Genomic DNA, 17,119 nt, shown 5'->3' on the forward strand with positions numbered 1-17,119 from the left:
GATGCCCGATGGCTCGCATTGACCTCGTCGATCTCGCGCAATCCTACAGCGGCAATGACGCGCCGCTGGAATCCTTTGCGCTGAAACCGGTGACGATGACCTGGCGGCAGGGCGGCGCCTATGCGCTGCTTGGGCCCTCCGGCTGCGGCAAGACCACGCTATTGAACCTGATTTCCGGCATCGTGACGCCGTCGCGCGGCAAGATCCTGTTCGACGGCCAGGACATCACGCCGCTGTCGACGCAGAAGCGCAACATCGCGCAGGTGTTCCAGTTCCCGGTGATCTACGACACCATGACGGTCGGCCAGAACCTGGCCTTCCCGCTGAAGAACCGCGGCGTCGCCAAGGCCGAGGTCGATGCGCGGGTCAGGCAGATCGCCGATTTGCTCGACCTCACGCCGTACCTCAATCGCAAGGCGACGCGGCTCACCGCCGACGCCAAGCAGAAGATCTCGCTCGGCCGCGGCCTGGTGCGCTCCGACGTCGCCGCCGTGCTGTTTGACGAGCCGCTGACGGTGATCGATCCCGAGCTGAAATGGCAGCTGCGCTCCAAGCTGAAGGCGCTGCATCGCGAACTCGACCTCACGATGATCTACGTCACCCACGACCAGACCGAGGCGCTGACCTTTGCCGATACCGTCGTCGTCATGCATGACGGCCGCGTGGTGCAGAGCGGCACGCCGGCCGAATTGTTCGACAAGCCGGCGCACACCTTCGTCGGCTATTTCATCGGCTCGCCCGGCATGAACATCGTGCCCGCCGAGGTCTCAGGCCACGAGGCGCGGATCGACGGCCATGTCATCGGCCTGCATCGAAACTATGGTGTGCTGCCGGCCGGCAAGAAGATCGAGATCGGCGTGCGGCCTGAATTTGTTGATGTCGCGGCACCCGCGTCCGGGCTGCTGTCGGCCACCATCGAGCGGATCGACGATCTCGGTCGCATCCAGTTCGCCCGCGTCCGCGTCGGCAACACCAAACTCGCGGCGCGCGTGCCCCCCGGCTTCTCGATCTCCGGCGATACCGCCGGCCTGATCTTCAATCCCGCCAACGTTCACGTCTATGCCGACAGCCATTTGGTCGAAGGGGTCGCCTGATGGACAAGACCATCAACCAAAAAGCCTGGTTCCTGGTGCTGCCGGTGTTCCTGGTGGTCGCGTTCTCGGCGGTACTGCCGCTGATGACCGTCGTGAACTATTCGATGCAGGACACCTTCGGCAACAACCAGTTCTTCTGGAACGGCGTCGGTTGGTTCAAGGAGCTGCTCGATCCCTCGACCGATCTCGGCGGCCGCTTCCTGGCCTCGCTCGGCCGCAACCTGTTCTTCTCTGCCGTGATCCTTGCGATCGAGGTGCCGCTCGGCATCATCGTCGCGCTGTCGATGCCGCGCGAGGGCTGGAGCGTCGCGGCCTGCCTCGTCATCCTCGCGCTGCCGCTGCTGATCCCGTGGAACGTGGTCGGCACCATCTGGCAGATCTTCGGCCGGCCCGATATCGGCCTGCTCGGCTATGTGCTGAACCACCTCGGCTTCAACTACAACTACGTCTCCAACGAGGTCGACGCCTGGGTCACGGTGATCGTGATGGACGTCTGGCATTGGACCAGCCTCGTCGCGCTGCTCTGCTACGCCGGCCTGAAGTCGATCCCCGACGCCTACTACCAGGCGGCGCAGATCGACGGCGCCTCGCGCTGGGCGGTGTTCAAGGCGATCCAGCTGCCGAAGATGAACCGCGTGCTGCTGATCGCGGTGCTGCTGCGCTTCATGGACAGCTTCATGATCTACACCGAGCCGTTCGTGGTCACCGGCGGTGGTCCCGGCAACTCGACGACCTTCGTCTCGATCGAGCTCGTCAAGATCGCGCTGGGCCAGTTCGACCTCGGCAAGGCCGCGGCGCTGTCGCTGGTTTACAACCTGATCATCCTGATCGTGTGCTGGGTGTTCTACACCGTGATGACCAATGCCGGCTCCGAGCGTCCGGTCAAGGAAGGAGCGGCGTGATGCACTCGATCCCCGGCCGCCGCCTGATCATGGCGCTGTTCCTGATCTTCCTGCTGTTGCCGATCTACTGGCTCGTCAACATGAGCTTCAAGACCAACGCCGAGATCGTCTCGACGATGACGCTGTGGCCGCATACGCCGACGCTGCAGCACTACCGGCGCATCTTCACCGACGAGAGCTGGTACTCGGGCTACATCAACTCGCTGGAATATGTCGTCATCAACACCGTGATCTCGATCGCGGTGGCGTTGCCGGCGGCCTATGCATTCTCGCGCTACCGCTTTCTCGGCGACAAGCACCTGTTCTTCTGGCTGCTGTCCAACCGCATGGCGCCGGCGGCGGTCTACGCGCTGCCGTTCTTCAACCTGTACTCGGCGATCGGCCTGTTCGATACGCCGTGGGCGGTTGCGCTCGCGCACTGCATCTTCAACGTGCCGCTGGCGGTGTGGATCCTCGAAGGCTTCGTCTCCGGCGTGCCGCGCGAGATCGACGAGACCGCCTTCCTCGACGGCTACTCGTTCCCGCGCTTCTTCATCAAGATCCTGGTGCCCCTGATCGCGAGCGGGATCGGCGTCGCCGCGTTCTTCTGCTTCATGTTCTCCTGGGTCGAGCTGCTGCTGGCGCGCACGCTGACCTCGGTGCAGGCCAAGCCGATCGCCGCGATCATGACGCGCACGGTCTCGGCCGCCGGCATGGACTGGGGCCTGCTTGCCGCGGCCGGCGTGCTCACCATCATCCCCGGCGCGCTCGTGATCTGGTTCGTCCGCAATTACATCGCGCGCGGCTTCGCGCTCGGCCGGGTGTGAGGGATGACGATGCGATCACGCTGTGGCAGCTCAACGTCGGGTTTCACCTCTCCAAAAGGGAGAGGTCGGATTTGGCGCAAAGCGGCAAATCCGGGTGAGGGGTTTCACTCTATCGATGGACCGTACCCCCTCAACCCGGCCCTCTCCCCATGGGAGAGGGGGCGCAGTGTGCCGTACGGAGGGAGCTGAGACATGGACAGCATCGCATGGATGGCATGGACCTGGCCCACCGCGGTCTTCTTCGTGCTGCTTGCCTCTACGCTCGGGATGATGACCTGGCTCGCGATCGCCTATCCGGAAGCCGAGCGGGTCGGCGCGCTGCGCATTCCGACCACGCGCGGCGACCGTCTGTTCGTCTCGCTGGTGCTGGCGGCGGTGATCCACCTGCTGTGGGTCGGCCTCGTCGGCACCGATCCGATTTTCACCCTGCCGATCGGGGAGGGCGTCGAGATTTCGAGCCTGTGGCTCGGAACGGTAATTTCGCTTCTTTCAGCCGTGGTGATTTTTCGCACCGTCTGAAGAACGCGAAAAAGAGCAGATCCGGGGTCTACCCGGGCCTGATTTAGTCGCTGCAACCGGAGGAATCTAATGCGACATTTACGAATGACTAAAGATAAGCTTTTGACGATGACCAGCGCGGTCGCGCTCGTCGCAGCATCGGTCACTCTTGTCGCGCCGGCCCGCGCCGACGAGGCGGCCGCCAAGAAGTGGATCGACAGCGAATTCCAGCCGTCGACCCTCTCCAAGGACGACCAGATGAAGGAGATGCAGTGGTTCATCAAGGCCGCCGCCCCCTTCAAGGGCATGGAGATCAACGTCGTCTCCGAGACCCTGACGGTGCACGAATATGAATCCCGCACGCTCGCCAAGGCGTTCGAGGAGATCACCGGCATCAAGGTCAAGCACGACATCATCCAGGAAGGTGACGTCGTCGAAAAGATCCAGACCCAGATGCAGTCCGGCAAGAACGTCTATGACGGCTGGATCAACGACTCCGACTTCATCGGCACCCACTTCCGTTACGGCCAGGCCGTCGACCTGACCGAGTGGATGAAGGGCGAAGCCAAGGACGTCACCGATCCGATGCTCGACGTCGACGACTTCATCGGCAAGTCGTTCACGACCGCACCGAACGGTCACCTCTATCAGCTGCCCGACCAGCAGTTCGCGAACCTCTATTGGTTCCGCTACGACTGGTTCACCAACCCGGAATACAAGGCCAAGTTCAAGGCCAAGTACGGCTACGACCTCGGCGTGCCCGTGAACTGGTCGGCCTATGAAGATATCGCCGACTTCTTCACCAACGACATCAAGGAGATCAGCGGCGTCAAGGTCTACGGCCATATGGACTATGGCAAGAAGGACCCCTCGCTCGGCTGGCGTTTCACCGACGCCTGGCTGTCGATGGCCGGCAACGGCGACAAGGGTCTCCCGAACGGCCTGCCGGTCGACGAATGGGGCATCCGCATGGAAGGCTGCCGTCCGGTCGGCTCGTCGGTCGAGCGTGGCGGCGACGTCAACGGCCCGGCGGCGGTCTATTCGATCGTCAAGTATCTCGACTGGATGAAGAAGTATGCTCCCCCGCAGGCGCAGGGCATGACCTTCTCCGAGTCGGGCCCGGTGCCTTCGCAGGGCAACATCGCCCAGCAGATCTTCTGGTACACAGCCTTCACCGCCGACATGGTGAAGCCGGGGATTGCCGTGATGAACGCGGACGGTACGCCGAAGTGGCGTATGGCTCCGTCGCCGCACGGCTCGTACTGGAAGGACGGCATGAAGCTCGGCTACCAGGACGTGGGTTCGGCCACGCTGCTGAAGTCGACCCCGGTCGACCGCCGCAAGGCGGCCTGGCTCTACCTGCAGTTCATCGTCTCCAAGACGACGAGCCTGAAGAAGAGCCAAGTCGGTCTCACCTTCATCCGTGAATCCGACATCTGGGACAAGTCGTTCACCGAGCGCGCGCCGAAGCTCGGCGGTCTGATCGAGTTCTACCGCTCGCCTGCGCGCGTGCAGTGGACCCCGACCGGCAACAACGTGCCTGACTATCCGAAGCTCGCTCAGCTCTGGTGGCAGAACATCGGCGATGCGTCGTCCGGTGCGAAGACGCCGCAAGCTGCGATGGACGCGCTCGCCGCGGCCCAGGATTCGGTGATGGAGCGTCTTGAGAAGTCCGGTGTGCAGGGTGCCTGCGGACCGAAGCTGAACAAGAAGGAAACCGCCGAGTACTGGTACAAGAAGGCCGAGAAGGACGGCACCATCGCTCCGCAGCGCAAGCTCGCGAACGAAAAGCCGAAGGGCGAAACGATCGACTACGACACGCTGATCAAGTCGTGGCCGGCGAGCCCGCCCAAGCGCGCCGAAGCTAAGTAAGGCGGTAAGGCTTGACCGCCCACGCCATCCGCAAACTGCAAAAGGCCGGGAGCAATCCCGGCCTTTTTTGCTGGATCTGCGGCTGTGGAGACCGGTTCAGGATTGTGCTCAAATGACGCGATGAGATCATATGCGTCTGCCGTCATCGCATCATGATCCCGGAGTTTCGCCATGCGCATGACTTTCCGCTGCGACCCGCGGCTTGCCGATCATCTGCCGCGGCCGTTCCCGGCCCGCACTGCGTTGCCCGATTGGCTGCGTGCGATGCCGGCGAAGGCGCATTCAGACATCCACGACCGCGAGATCCGCACGGTCAAGCAATGCCCGCCCTTCGTCGATGCGATGGCCCATGGGGTCATGATCCCGTTGCCTTGCGATGTCAGGGTCGAGCGCGGCGCATTCGCCTGGGATTGGGACATTCCGGAGCCGGCAACGGAGGGCCATCCGCGCGCGCCGCTCAGCTTTCATCCCGTCGCGCAATTCGCCGGCGCGCCGTTCGCCAACGGGCAGGCCGCGCTGAAATTCAACAGCTTCTGGACCATCGAGCTCGAGCCGGGCTGGTCGCTGTTCGCGACGCATCCGGTCAATCGCGACGACCTGCCGTTCCGAGTGATCTCGGGGCTGGTCGACGCCGACCGGTTTCACGATGGCGGCATCAATTTCCCGGCGGTCTGGACCCAGCCTGATTTCGCCGGCGTGCTGCCGAAGGGGACGCCGGTCGTGCAATGCTTCGCGGTGCCGCGCGCGGCTCCCGAACTGGTGTTCGAGGCGTTCGACGATGCGCATCGCGAGGCCTATTCGAAAGTCGTCGGCGAGGTGCTGGCTGCGCCCAATGTCTATCGCAAGCATTTCCGCGCCAAGCGCGGCCGGTTAGTGACTTAACGTTGCACGCAGCGCGCGCTCATCGAGCCACAGCCGGCCGTGCGGGGCCGAGGTCAGCGCCATCGCGATCGATCCGAACAGCTGTGGGCGTAGGGCATAGGCGCGCGCGAAGGCCTGCATCGCGGCGTCGGGCTCGCCGCTTTCCTGCAGCGTGATCCCCAGATTGAGTGCCGCTTCGGCATAATCCGGCTTGATCTCGAGCGCCTTGCGATAGGCGCGTGCGGCGCTGTCGTGATCGCGCATATCCTGCCTTGCGACGCCAAGATCGAACCACACCGAGGCCGGCGCCGCGCTCGCAACGGCGTGCTCGAGCAGGCCTGCGGCCTTGGCGAGGTCGCCATCCTCCCAGGCCAGCCGGCCAAGTCTTGCGTTGGCTTCCTGATGCTCCGGGATGGCCTTGAGGATCGCCTCCCAGGCCTCGCGGGCCTGTGCCTTGCGGCCGGCCAGTTCCAGCGTGCGTGCCTTCTCGAGGAAAGCTTCGCGTTGCGGCTTGAGCGCGATGGCGCGGTCGAGATGCGTCAGTGCCGCATCGAATTCGCCGCCGCTGCGGGCGAGGCGCCCCGCGAGCAGCCGCGCCGCCGCATTGTCCGGGCGCCGCGCCAGGCTGGTCTCGATATGCCTGCGGGCCGGCGCGATCTCGCCTTTGGCGAACAATACGGCAGCGAGCAGATGGCTCAGCATCGGCTCGCCGGGCTGGCGCGCAAGGCCGCGCTCGCAGAGCTCGATCGCCTCGCCATGCCGGCCGCCATTGAAGGCGACGGTCGCGCGGCGAACGATATCCTCGGCGTTGTTGTTGTTCATTCCGTGCGCGACCAACTATAGGCTTGTCCGTTATGGACCATGCTATGCGCCGCCGGGGATCATGACCAGCGCCTGAAGAAAGGCCGGGAGCGCTCCCGGCCTTTTTCTTTTGTCGCAATTCCAGGATTCTCTTTCGTCATTCCGGGGCGCGCGAAGCGCGAGCCTGGAATCCATCCTGACGCAAGTGATGCGGATCAGTGGATTCCGGGTCTGCGCCTGGCGGCGCATCCCGGAATGACGGTGTGGAGAGAGAGCGGACCGGGTTTCACTCCGCCGCTTCGGTCGCCTTTAGCGTCGGATAATCCGTGTAGCCCTTGGCGCCGCCGCCGTAGAAGGTCGCCTTGTCCCAGTCGTTGAGCGGGGCGCCGGCCTTGAGCCGCTCGACCAGATCGGGATTCGAGATGAACGGCTTGCCGAACGCGATCAGGTCGGCGGCACCTGCCTCCAGCACCTTCTCCGCCAGCGCGAAGTCGTAGCCGTTGTTGGCGACATAGGCCTGCTTGAAGCGCTTGCGCAGTGAGGCGTAGTCGAACGGCGCGACGTCGCGCGGGCCGCCGGTCGCGCCCTCGATGACGTGGATATAGGTCAGCTTGAGCGCATTGAGCTGGTCGACGATGTAGTCGAACAGCGGTTGCGGATTGGAGTCGGAGACGTCGTTGGCCGGCGTCACCGGCGAGATGCGGATGCCGGTACGCTCGGCGCCGGCCTCCTTGGCGACCACCTTGGAGACCTCCAGCATCAGCTGGGCGCGCTTCTCGATCGAACCGCCATAGGCGTCGGTGCGCTTGTTGGTACCGTCCTTCGCGAACTGGTCGAGCAAATAGCCGTTGGCGCCATGAATCTCGACGCCGTCGAAGCCGGCCGCCAGCGCATTCGCGGTGCCGCGCTTGAAATCCTCGATGATCCCGGGGATTTCCGACAGTTCGAGCGCGCGCGGTTCGGACACGTCGGCGAAGGTGCCGTTCACGAAGGTCTTGGTCTTGGCGCGGATCGCGCTCGGCGCCACCGGCGCACCGCCATTCGGCTGCAGCGAGGTGTGCGAAATACGGCCGACATGCCAGAGCTGGATGAAGATGTGGCCGCCGCGCTCATGCACGCGATCGGTGACCTTGCGCCAGGCCGCGACCTGTTCCTTCGAATAGATGCCGGGGGTGTCCTGATAGCCCTGGCCCTGCTGCGAGACCTGGCTCGCCTCGGTGATCAAGAGGCCGGCGGAGGCGCGCTGGCCGTAATAGTCCACCGCGAGCGGGCTTGGCACCATACCGGGCGGCACCGCGCGATTACGCGTCAGCGGCGCCATCACGAAGCGGTTCGGCAGCGTCAGTGGGCCAAGCTTGTAGGGCTCGAGAAGTTTGGTCGATTGGCTCATGTGAAACGGTTCCAGACAATGATCGATGAGGAGAGAGTTGTGCATTGCCGCGACGAGCGCAATGGCCGGGATATGCCCAGTTTGCAGGCTAGCTGCGCACGATTCCGCCCATGTGGCCGGCATCGAGGAACAAGGTGTGCGCATTCACATAGGAGGATTCATTCGAAATCAGGAACAGCGCAGCATAGGCGACCTCCCAGCCGGTGCCCTGGCGGCCGAAAGGCACTGTCACGGCGCGGTCCGATCGCCTGCGGCTGGCATCGCGGCCCATCGGCGTGTCCATGAAGCCGGGCGCGATCACATTGCAGCGAATGCCCTTGTCCTCGCCGGCCCGCGCGATCGCCCGGCCGAGCGCGATCTGCGCCGCCTTGGAGGATTCATAGGCCGGGTTGCGGCCGCCGGCGCGCTGGCTCGCCATCGAGGAGATCAGGATGATCGCGCCGCCCGGCGCCATCACCTCGAGCGCCTGCTGCGCGAACAGCATGTGGCTGCGCACATTGACTGCGTAGTCGCGGTCCCAGGCTTCCGCCGTCATCTTCGGCAGCGACAGGCCGGAAGAAATGCCGACATTCAGCGCCAGCCCGTCGAGCCCGCCGAGCCTCTCGGCGCAGCGTTCGACCGCGGGCGCGATCGCCGCGATGTCGGAGACATCGACCACATCGGTGAAGGCCTTGCCGCCTTCGCCCGTGATTTGCGCGACGGTGTCGTCGGCGGCTGCCTTGTTGACGTCGAGGCACGCGACCGAGGCGCCTTCGCGCGCGAACAGCACGCTCATCGCGCGGCCGTTGCCGATCGGCGGCGCTTCATCCACGGTCGTGCGCTGGCCCGCACCGACCACGATGATGCGCCGGCCGGCCAGGCGGCCGTGGTTCGTCGCAAGTCCGAGCGATTCCGCATGCAGCGAGGCGGACGGATCGATGGCTTGCGGTGCGCGGGTTGTGGTCGGCATGGCGTGCTCCCTGACGTCTTGTTGTTGTCAGGGAGCAGTAGCACGGCCGGGCGTGCGAGGCGACGTGTTCGCCGTAGCGGGAAAATCCCGCGGTGGGGAATATCGCGTCAGCTCACGCCGAGGAAATCGCGCTTGCCGATCTCGACGCCGTTGTGGCGCAGGATGCCGTGCGCGGTGACGGCGTGGAAATAGAAGTTCGGGAACGAGAAGGCGCTGACGAATTGCTGGCCCTTCAGGGTCATGGTTCGATCTGCGCCGATCGGGAAGGTGACGTCCTTGGCGTCGGCGCCGTCGAACTGCTCCGGCTTGAACGATTTCACATAGTCGATCGTCTTCGCCAGCCGCTGCTTCAGTTCGCCGAAGCTCTTCTCGGTGTCGGGCGTCGACGGCACCTCGCTATGGGTCAGCCGCGCACAGCCGCGTGCGGCGTGATCGCAGACCAGCTGCACCTGCTTGGTCAGCGGCAGCATGTCCGCATAGAGCCGCGATCCCAGCAGCACCTCGGGCGCGATCTTCTTCGCTTCGCAATGCGCCTCGGCCTTGGTCAGCTCGCCGGTGAGGCTGTTGAGGATCTGCAAGTAAGCGGGGACGACGGCGTCATAAAAGGACATGTGGATGCTCTTTGTTCTGATGAAATCCGGATCTGCCGAACGGCGATGCTGCACATGGGGCCGCGAAGGGAAGAATACAACTGCGGACGGCTGTAACACTTCGTCAAATATTCTGCGTGTGCTGCCGGATATTGATCCGTCATCCTGAGGTGCGAGCCTCTTCGGCGAGCCTCGAAGGATGCACGGCCCCGATGTGGCCGATTCATCCTTCGAGGCTCGCTCCGCTCGCACCTCAGGATGACGGATCACCAGATTCTGCGTAGCCCGGATGGAGCGCAGCCCGATCCGGGGGCCGCGTTGGTTGTCCTTCCGGATTTCGCTTCGCTCCATCCGAGCTACGGAGAATGAGCAGCGAGACTGCTACTGGTGGCCGTCGACCCTTCGAGACGCGCTTCGCGCTCCTCAGGGTGACGGTTCAAAAGCGCTGCTAGCTACGCAGAAAGCCCGACGACGTCCCTACCGCATCGGCGGCATCGCGGCGTCTGCGGCCGGCTGCGTGCGGCTACCGCCGCGCATCCGCGCCAAGAGCTCCGCGGTCGGCCAGGAATCCGCCGGCAGGCCGTATTTCATCTGCATCGCCTTCACCGCGCTGCGGCTCGCCTGGCCGAGCACCCCGTCGATCTTGCCGACGTCGTAGCCGGTGCGCGCCAGCAGCGATTGCAGCTCCTTGATCTCGCCAAACGGTAGCTGCGCCACCGGCGCGTGCGGCCGCTGCATCGGCGGCGCGCCTGCGATGCGGCCGGCGAGATAGCCGGCGGTGGTCGAGTAGATCAGCGAGTTATTCCACTCGGTGTAGGCGGCGAAGTTTGGATAAGCGAGGAACGCCGGACCCATGCGGCCCATCGGCAGCAGCAGCGAGGCCGGCATCTCGTCATTTGGCAACGGCTTGCCGTCGGTCAGGCTGACGCCGAGCGCAACCCATTTCGAACGCGGCAGCTTGACGGTGAGGTCGGCCTGGTCCCAAGGAAAATTCGCGGCCTGCGGCACGCGCACCTCCTGCAGCCACGGCTCGCCGCGCCGCCACTTCAATCCGTTGGCGATGTAATTTGCGGTCGAGCCGATCACGTCGGGGCCGCTGGCGAGCAGATTGCGATGGCCGTCGCCGTCATAGTCGACGGCATAGTTGAAATAGTGCGTCGGCAAAAATTGCGTCTGGCCGAGCTCGCCGGCCCACGAGCCGATCATCTCGTCGGGCGTCAGGTCGCCGCGCTCGATGATCTTCAGCGCCGCGATGGTCTCGCCCTGGAACATCTCCGAGCGGCGGCAATCATAGGCCAGTGACACCAGCGATTTCAGTGTCGGCAGATTGCCCATCTGGGCGCCGAAATCGCTCTCCAGTCCCCAGAACGCGGCGATCACCGCCGGCGGCACGCCATACTCCTTCTCGGCGCGCGCGAACGCGGCGGCATAGGTCCGGATGTACTGCTGGCCCTGCTGCATCCGGTAGTTCGCAGCCATGCGGCCGGCGAACTGGGTGAAGATCTGGCCGAACACGCGCTGGCCGCGGTCGCGGTTGACGATGCCCTGGTCGTAGACCAGGTAGGGCGCCGCTTCCGCGATCGTGCGCTGCGAGACGCCGGCGGCGACCGCCTTCTGCTTCAGCTCGGCGAGGAAGCGATCGAAGCTCTGCCCGTTGTGGCAGGACGCAGCCCTTGGCGACGCCACCGCGGCCGGGCGCGGCCTGACCGGGGCGGAGCCTGCGGGACTGGGCAGCGGCTGTTGCGCCTGACCCAGCGAGGAGAGCGCCAGCACCCCCGCGATCGCTGCGATCATGATCGGGGCGCGGAGGGGAGATGCTGGCATCGATGTCACCGGCTGGCAAAGGGGGGATCAAGGCCCGATCTGCATACACCAGGGCGATACCGGGCAACAACGGGGGTGCCGGTCTTAGACCAATTGGGCTTCGGCAGGTTGAGACGCCGCCGCTATGATCCGGCCAGGTGATTCGCGGGCAGGGGTGTCGGCGGATCGATCACGCCCGGAGCGGCCGATGTGGAGTTTTCTCGAGCGTTTGCTGGATTCGTCGACGTTTTCGCCACACGGTATCTGCCTGTTGTGGGAGCCCGAGCTGATCTGGCTGCACGTGATTTCAGACGCGATCATTGCCGCTTCCTATTTCTCGATTCCGTTTGCGCTGGCGATCCTCGTCTCCAAGCGGCGCGACTTCCAGTTCGGTTGGATGGCCTGGCCGTTCGCCGCGTTCATCCTCGCCTGCGGCCTCACGCATGTGTTCTCGATCTACACGCTGTGGGTGCCGATCTACGGGCTCGAAGGAATAGTCAAGGCGCTCACCGCTGTCGCCTCGATCTTCACCGCGGTGCTGCTCTGGCCGCTGATCCCGAAAATCCTGGCGATCCCGACCGAGGCGCAGCTGCGCGAGGCCCATGTCGCGCTGGCCGAAGAGGGGCGGCAGCGCCAGCGCTCGGAAGTCCTGCTCGAGCGTTTCCGCGAGGCCGAGGTCAATGAGAGCAAGATACGCCAGGCGCAGAAGATGGAAGCGGTCGGCCAGCTCACCGGCGGCATCGCGCACGACTTCAACAACATCCTCACCGTCATCACCGGCACCATCGACATCCTGGCCGAGGCGGTCACCCATAACCGACAACTCACCGAGATCACCAGTCTGATCCGCGACGCCGCCGAGCGCGGTGCGTCGCTGACGCGGCATCTGCTCGCCTTCGCGCGCAAGCAGCCGCTGCAGCCGAGCGATGTCGACGTCAATGCGTTGATGGTCGACACCATCGAGCTGCTGCGGCCGACCATCGGCGACCATGTCGACATCGATTTTCGCCCGATGCCGGATCTGCCGCGTGCGTTGGTCGATTCCAACCAGCTGGTCACCGCGATCATCAATCTGGCGCTGAACGCGCGCGACGCGATGCCGAAGGGCGGCAGGCTGCGGATCGAGACCCGTACTGCCGAGCTGAAGCCATCAGACGTGCACGGCCATGACGGACTTGCCGCCGGCGACTATGTCGCGATCGCCCTGATCGACAACGGCCAGGGCATCGCGGAAGCCGATCTCGCCAAAGTGTTCGAGCCGTTTTTCACCACCAAGGACGTCGGCAAGGGCACCGGCCTCGGGCTTTCCATGGTCTACGGCTTCGTCAAGCAGTCCAACGGCCACATCGCGCTCGACAGCGAGGTCGGCCGCGGCACGCGGGTGATGCTCTATCTGCCGCGCGCGGCGGTGCTCTCGCCGGCCGTGGTGCCGGAACGGCGGCAGCCGGAGCTGCGCGGCGCGCAAGAAATCGTGCTGGTTGTCGAGGACGACAGACTGGTGCGCTCCTACGTGCTGACCCAGATCGAGAGCCTCGGCTACACCACGCTGGCGGCCAACAATGGCGGCGAAGCGCTTGCCGTGCTCGACGGCGGCGCGCCGGTCGATCTCTTGTTTACCGACGTCATCATGCCCGGTGCGATGAACGGACGCGACCTCGCCACCGAAGCGCAGACGCGGCGGCCTGGTTTGCGTGTGCTGTTCACGTCGGGCTACACCGATGACGCCATCGACCAGGACGGCAAGCTCGAGCAGGGCATCCTGTTCCTGGCCAAGCCCTACAGCCGCGCCCAGCTCGCCCGCATGCTGCGGGTCGCGCTGCGCGAGCAGGAAACCGCGCGTGCGCAGGAGCCGGCGGAGTAGCCACGATGCCGTAGCGGGCTTGTCGCCCGCGTGAGCGCTGCGATATGCGGAGACACTGCCCCGGATATCGCTGCGCTCATCCGGGCTACGACGACCGACATGACCAATCGTTAACCCGCGCCGCGTCGCTGCGACGCACGCGTTCCCCTTGCGGCTTCGACGGCAAAATCCCTACCTCAGCGGCGTCAGTTGTGGCAGCATTCCGCTCGCCGTGAGGGAACCACGATGAACTATTTCCGCACCGCGCTCCTGCTTGCCGGCCTCACTGCGCTGTTCATGGGCGTCGGCTATCTCATCGGCGGCGGCACCGGCGCCGTGATCGCGCTGATCGTTGCGGCTGCGACAAATCTGTTCACCTACTGGAATTCCGACCGCATGGTGCTGTCGATGTACGGCGCCCATCAGGTCGATGCGCGTTCGGCGCCGGACCTTTACAATCTCGTCGCCGAGCTCGCGCAGCGTGCGAGCCTGCCGATGCCGCGCGTGTTCGTGATGGACGAGGCGCAGCCGAATGCATTCGCGACCGGCCGCAATCCGGAGGACGCCGCGGTTGCCGTCACGTCAGGGTTGATGCAGCAGCTCAGCCGCGAGGAGCTCGCCGGCGTGATCGCGCACGAGCTCGCGCATATCAAGCATCACGACACGCTGACCATGACGATCACGGCCACCATCGCCGGAGCGATCTCGATGCTGGCGCAGTTCGGCATGTTCTTCGGCGGCAACCGCAACAACAACGGCCCCGGTATCATCGGCTCGATCGCGATGATGATCCTGGCGCCGCTCGGCGCTGCGCTAGTGCAGATGGCGATCAGCCGCACCCGCGAATACGGCGCCGACAATTTTGGCGCGCGCATCGTCGGTCAGCCGATGTGGCTGGCATCCGCGCTGGCGAAGATCGAGAACGCCGCGCATCAGGTGCCGAACATGGAGGCCGAGCGCAATCCGGCCACCGCGCATATGTTCATCGTCAATCCGCTGTCGGGCCACGGCGTCGACAATCTGTTCGCCACCCACCCCTCGACCGCGAACCGCATCGCCGCGCTGCAACAGCTCGCCGCCGAGCTCGGCACCCAGACCGCGCCACGGCCGGCCGGCGCCAGCTACCCGCCGCGCAGCCCGTGGGGCGGTGCCTCAGGCCAGCGCGGACCGTGGGGCTAGGGCGAGGTGAAATCATCTTGAACTGCAGCCGTACATTTCCTTCGCCTCTCCCGCTTGCGGGGGAGGCCGACGCGCGCAGCGCGGCGGGTGGGGGCTATCTCCATGATACGACTCGCGGAGAGAGCCCCCACCCCAGCCCTCCCCCGCAAGCGGGAGAGGGAGCGCTCCGCCTTTGCGGCCAGAGCCAGCAGGCGTAGCCTGCCCCGCTACGCGCTCGCGGCGTCCAGCCGCTCGACCTGACCCTTGCTCAGCTCGAGCCTCGCCGCAGCCACAAGCGTCGCGACCTGCTCGGGCTTGGTGGCGCTGGCAATCGGTGCGGTGATGCCGGGCTTCGCCATCAGCCAGGCGAGCGCGACCGCAGCCGGCTCGGCGCGGGTTTCCGCGGCGACCTCGTCGAGGCAGGCCAGGATGCGCATGCCGCGCGGGTTCATGTATTTCGGAATGCTGCGCGCACCGCGCGGGCTCTTGGCGAAGTCGCTCTCCGAGCGATATTTGCCGGTCAGGAATCCGGCGGCGAGGGAGAAGAACGTGATCACGCCGACGTCGTTCTCCACACAGATGCGTTGCAGCGCGCCTTCGTAGCTCGATCGCTCCGCCAGGCTGTATTCCGGCTGCATGCTCTCGTAGCGCGGCAGCCCGTTGGCTTTGGAAATATCCAGCGCGCTCTTGAGCCGCTCCGCCGAGAAATTCGAGGCACCGATCGTCCTGATCTTGCCGGCCTTGATCAATTTGCCATAGGCCGCGAGCGTCTCTTCCTGCGGTGTGGTCTCATCGTCCTTATGGGACTGGTAGAGATCGATGTGGTCGGTCTGCAGCCGCCGCAGCGAGTCCTCGACGGCGCGCGCGATGTAGTCCGGCTTCAGGCCGACATTGCCGCCTCCCATGTCCATGCCGACCTTGGTGGCGAGGATGATGCGGTTGCGGTTGCTGCGCGCCTTCATCCATTTGCCGATGATCGTCTCGGACTCGCCGCCGTGATGGCCAGGCACCCAGCGCGAATAGACGTCGGCCGTATCGAGGAACGTCAGTCCATGCTCCAGCACGGTGTCGAGCAGGCGAAACGACGACGCCTCGTCCACCGTCCAGCCGAACACATTGCAGCCGAAGCAGAGGGGAGGGACGGTGAGGCCGGAACGGCCGAGCGCGCGATGCTTCATGAGTGTTCTCTCTCTTGTTCTTGACGGGAGGCGCGGGACACTGAGGCAGATCGGCCTTGTTTGCAAGGCGCGGCGTCCGCATTGCGCCGTTTCCGGGCGAGTTACGACCACCGCCAGCCACGAGCGCGCAACGCTGCCGGCCGGCGTGGTGAGCAACGTTGCGCGTCATTTGTCGCGGGATCCGTCGGCATTCCCTGTCGGGATGCCGACGGATGATCACGGAGAATTCGCCGCCGCCGGCTCGACTACTTGCGCTCGACGAATATCGCTTTGCAGTCGTCGCTGCTGATGTTCTCGGCGGTGTGGGAAACCACGATTGGCCCCGCAAACGCCGTGCCCGCCTTGCTGGGGCTGTCTCGCGTGGTGCCGTCGGCATTGTGCAGACGAATGGTGCAGTCGGTCAGCGGATAGACCACGAACGGCACCGGGTGCGAGTGCGGCTTGTCTGTCGTCCCCTTCTTCCATGTCGCGGCAATGACGCGGAAACTCTGGTCTTCGAAGATCACCTTGTAGGTGTCGGGATCGCCTTGATAGCTCGGCGGAGAATCCGCAGCCGCCGTCGCGGAGACCGCCGCAAGCAATCCAACAATTGAAAAACCAAATGCACGGAAATTCATATCTGAAAACTCCTGTCCAATCGCTATGCGCTCGGCAATGAGCGCCGCTGACACTTACCACAGGACGTCTCACGCCACGAGCTTCGTTCCGTCCTCCGCGTCGGGGCGTCGTTTGCGTCGGCGGCCCGCTCGAGACGATCGGCCGTGCCGGCTTGCGCGTCAGGTCAGGCGGCCTGCCCTTCAGGGCCGGTCGACGACCGGGTGATTTTTTCAGGAGCGACGAAACGCAATTTCATTTGCCGGTCATTTGATGTAGATTGCGCGGCGAGCTGCCACCGGTTACGCCGAAGTCCGGAGAATGAGCGGCAGCGCTCATGGCCATCGGCAGGCCTTATGGTCTCATTTTCAGTACGAAGAACCTTCTGCCTGGGTCACGCCCGGGTGAAAGCTTTTTTTCATCCCCAGCCAAGTGGAGCGATTGCCATGCACTTCTGTCTCTCAGGGGAATACACACCGCGTTCCATCAACAACATCATGGAGAACCCGACAACCAATCGGTATGAGGCGGCCAAAAAGCTGATCGAGACGGCCGGCGGAAAATTGATTTCGATGTACAGCATGGCGGCCGATGGCCCCGGCGTGATGGTGATCTTCGACGTGCCGGATCCGACCGTCGCACCCGCCATCACCGGCGTGGTCGTGGCGTCCGGCGCCATCCAGAATGTGAAGCTGGTCCGGCTCTTCACGCAGGACGAGATCAAGGTGGTGCGCCAGCACGCGAGCAAGCTCAAGGCCGCCTACTCGCCTCCGGGAAGCTAGC

General features: G+C 64.7%; 16 protein-coding genes. 9 read left to right on the forward strand and 7 right to left on the reverse strand.

Going from position 1 to position 17,119, the window contains the following annotated elements:
* Positions 1-8 precede the first annotated feature (8 nt).
* The 6 genes from HU230_RS02050 to HU230_RS02075 all read left to right on the forward strand — a co-directional run bounded on the left by HU230_RS02050 (position 9) and on the right by HU230_RS02075 (position 6,054).
* Positions 9-1,094, forward strand: a complete 1,086-nt coding sequence (locus HU230_RS02050) for an ABC transporter ATP-binding protein (RefSeq protein WP_176533190.1) — start codon at positions 9-11, stop codon at positions 1,092-1,094.
* Positions 1,094-1,996: a carbohydrate ABC transporter permease gene (locus tag HU230_RS02055; protein ID WP_092124514.1), complete on the forward strand. Its 903-nt coding sequence runs from the start codon at positions 1,094-1,096 to the stop codon at positions 1,994-1,996. Before HU230_RS02050 ends, HU230_RS02055 begins: the two co-directional genes overlap by 1 nt.
* Positions 1,996-2,802, forward strand: coding sequence for a carbohydrate ABC transporter permease (locus HU230_RS02060; RefSeq protein ID WP_021075985.1), 807 nt, complete (start codon positions 1,996-1,998; stop codon positions 2,800-2,802). The genes HU230_RS02055 and HU230_RS02060 overlap by 1 nt, the downstream gene beginning before the upstream one ends.
* A gap of 192 nt (positions 2,803-2,994) precedes the next feature.
* On the forward strand, positions 2,995-3,321 hold the full coding sequence (locus tag HU230_RS02065; RefSeq protein ID WP_176533189.1) for a DUF2160 domain-containing protein: 327 nt from the start codon (positions 2,995-2,997) through the stop codon (positions 3,319-3,321).
* 108 nt (positions 3,322-3,429) lie between these two features.
* The gene (locus HU230_RS02070; RefSeq protein WP_171948230.1) at positions 3,430-5,172 is read left to right on the forward strand and encodes an ABC transporter substrate-binding protein; all 1,743 of its coding nucleotides are present in this window, start codon (positions 3,430-3,432) and stop codon (positions 5,170-5,172) included.
* Positions 5,173-5,343: 171 nt separating this feature from the next.
* Complete coding sequence (locus HU230_RS02075; RefSeq protein ID WP_176533188.1) at positions 5,344-6,054, forward strand: hypothetical protein; 711 nt, start codon at positions 5,344-5,346, stop codon at positions 6,052-6,054.
* Here the strand turns inward: HU230_RS02075 and HU230_RS02080 are convergent.
* From HU230_RS02080 to HU230_RS02100, 5 genes are all read right to left on the reverse strand, one after another.
* A complete protein-coding gene (locus tag HU230_RS02080) occupies positions 6,043-6,855 on the reverse strand; it encodes a tetratricopeptide repeat protein (protein WP_176533187.1) in 813 nt (270 codons plus the stop codon). The genes HU230_RS02075 and HU230_RS02080 overlap by 12 nt on opposite strands.
* Before the next feature lie 265 nt (positions 6,856-7,120).
* A complete protein-coding gene (locus HU230_RS02085) occupies positions 7,121-8,224 on the reverse strand; it encodes an alkene reductase (protein WP_176533186.1) in 1,104 nt (367 codons plus the stop codon).
* A gap of 88 nt (positions 8,225-8,312) precedes the next feature.
* Positions 8,313-9,173, reverse strand: a complete 861-nt coding sequence (locus tag HU230_RS02090) for an SDR family NAD(P)-dependent oxidoreductase (protein ID WP_176533185.1) — start codon at positions 9,171-9,173, stop codon at positions 8,313-8,315.
* Between the two features lie 107 nt (positions 9,174-9,280).
* A complete protein-coding gene (locus tag HU230_RS02095) occupies positions 9,281-9,784 on the reverse strand; it encodes a DUF1993 domain-containing protein (RefSeq protein ID WP_176533184.1) in 504 nt (167 codons plus the stop codon).
* A 456-nt stretch (positions 9,785-10,240) separates the two neighbouring features.
* Entirely contained in the window at positions 10,241-11,557 is a 1,317-nt protein-coding gene (locus HU230_RS02100) for a lytic murein transglycosylase (protein ID WP_176535181.1), read from the reverse strand.
* 217 nt (positions 11,558-11,774) lie between these two features.
* Here HU230_RS02100 and HU230_RS02105 point away from each other — a divergent pair, with 217 nt between their 5' ends.
* On the forward strand, positions 11,775-13,427 hold the full coding sequence (locus tag HU230_RS02105) for an ATP-binding protein (RefSeq protein WP_176533183.1): 1,653 nt from the start codon (positions 11,775-11,777) through the stop codon (positions 13,425-13,427).
* A gap of 225 nt (positions 13,428-13,652) precedes the next feature.
* Positions 13,653-14,585 (forward strand): zinc metalloprotease HtpX, encoded by a 933-nt coding sequence (gene htpX, locus HU230_RS02110; RefSeq protein ID WP_176533182.1) that lies wholly within the window; start codon positions 13,653-13,655, stop codon positions 14,583-14,585.
* 206 nt (positions 14,586-14,791) lie between these two features.
* Here the strand turns inward: htpX and HU230_RS02115 are convergent, their stop codons facing one another.
* Positions 14,792-15,742 (reverse strand): aldo/keto reductase, encoded by a 951-nt coding sequence (locus tag HU230_RS02115; protein ID WP_176533181.1) that lies wholly within the window; start codon positions 15,740-15,742, stop codon positions 14,792-14,794.
* Between the two features lie 245 nt (positions 15,743-15,987).
* Positions 15,988-16,413 carry a cupin domain-containing protein gene (locus HU230_RS02120; RefSeq protein ID WP_224942881.1) on the reverse strand — a complete coding sequence of 142 codons (426 nt, stop codon included), beginning with the start codon at positions 16,411-16,413 and terminating at the stop codon, positions 15,988-15,990.
* A 369-nt stretch (positions 16,414-16,782) separates the two neighbouring features.
* Here HU230_RS02120 and HU230_RS02125 point away from each other — a divergent pair, with 369 nt between their 5' ends.
* Positions 16,783-17,118 carry a GYD domain-containing protein gene (locus HU230_RS02125; RefSeq protein WP_176533180.1) on the forward strand — a complete coding sequence of 112 codons (336 nt, stop codon included), beginning with the start codon at positions 16,783-16,785 and terminating at the stop codon, positions 17,116-17,118.
* The last annotated feature ends 1 nt before the right edge of the window (position 17,119 follow it).

It is taken from the genome of Bradyrhizobium quebecense, from assembly GCF_013373795.3.
Taxonomy (GTDB): domain Bacteria; phylum Pseudomonadota; class Alphaproteobacteria; order Rhizobiales; family Xanthobacteraceae; genus Bradyrhizobium; species Bradyrhizobium quebecense.

Excerpts from the sequence above, each read along its gene's own strand:
- HU230_RS02050 (WP_176533190.1), top strand. The coding sequence starts at position 9 with ATGGCTCGCATTGACCTCGTCGATCTCGCGCAATCCTACAGCGGCAAT.
- htpX (WP_176533182.1), top strand. The coding sequence starts at position 13,653 with ATGAACTATTTCCGCACCGCGCTCCTGCTTGCCGGCCTCACTGCGCTG.
- HU230_RS02055 (WP_092124514.1), top strand. The coding sequence starts at position 1,094 with ATGGACAAGACCATCAACCAAAAAGCCTGGTTCCTGGTGCTGCCGGTG.
- HU230_RS02125 (WP_176533180.1), top strand. The coding sequence starts at position 16,783 with ATGCACTTCTGTCTCTCAGGGGAATACACACCGCGTTCCATCAACAAC.
- HU230_RS02095 (WP_176533184.1), bottom strand. The coding sequence starts at position 9,784 with ATGTCCTTTTATGACGCCGTCGTCCCCGCTTACTTGCAGATCCTCAAC.
- HU230_RS02060 (WP_021075985.1), top strand. The coding sequence starts at position 1,996 with ATGCACTCGATCCCCGGCCGCCGCCTGATCATGGCGCTGTTCCTGATC.
- HU230_RS02085 (WP_176533186.1), bottom strand. The coding sequence starts at position 8,224 with ATGAGCCAATCGACCAAACTTCTCGAGCCCTACAAGCTTGGCCCACTG.
- HU230_RS02075 (WP_176533188.1), top strand. The coding sequence starts at position 5,344 with ATGCGCATGACTTTCCGCTGCGACCCGCGGCTTGCCGATCATCTGCCG.
- HU230_RS02080 (WP_176533187.1), bottom strand. The coding sequence starts at position 6,855 with ATGAACAACAACAACGCCGAGGATATCGTTCGCCGCGCGACCGTCGCC.
- HU230_RS02065 (WP_176533189.1), top strand. The coding sequence starts at position 2,995 with ATGGACAGCATCGCATGGATGGCATGGACCTGGCCCACCGCGGTCTTC.
- HU230_RS02115 (WP_176533181.1), bottom strand. The coding sequence starts at position 15,742 with ATGAAGCATCGCGCGCTCGGCCGTTCCGGCCTCACCGTCCCTCCCCTC.
- HU230_RS02070 (WP_171948230.1), top strand. The coding sequence starts at position 3,430 with ATGACCAGCGCGGTCGCGCTCGTCGCAGCATCGGTCACTCTTGTCGCG.
- HU230_RS02105 (WP_176533183.1), top strand. The coding sequence starts at position 11,775 with ATGTGGAGTTTTCTCGAGCGTTTGCTGGATTCGTCGACGTTTTCGCCA.
- HU230_RS02090 (WP_176533185.1), bottom strand. The coding sequence starts at position 9,173 with ATGCCGACCACAACCCGCGCACCGCAAGCCATCGATCCGTCCGCCTCG.
- HU230_RS02100 (WP_176535181.1), bottom strand. The coding sequence starts at position 11,557 with ATGATCGCAGCGATCGCGGGGGTGCTGGCGCTCTCCTCGCTGGGTCAG.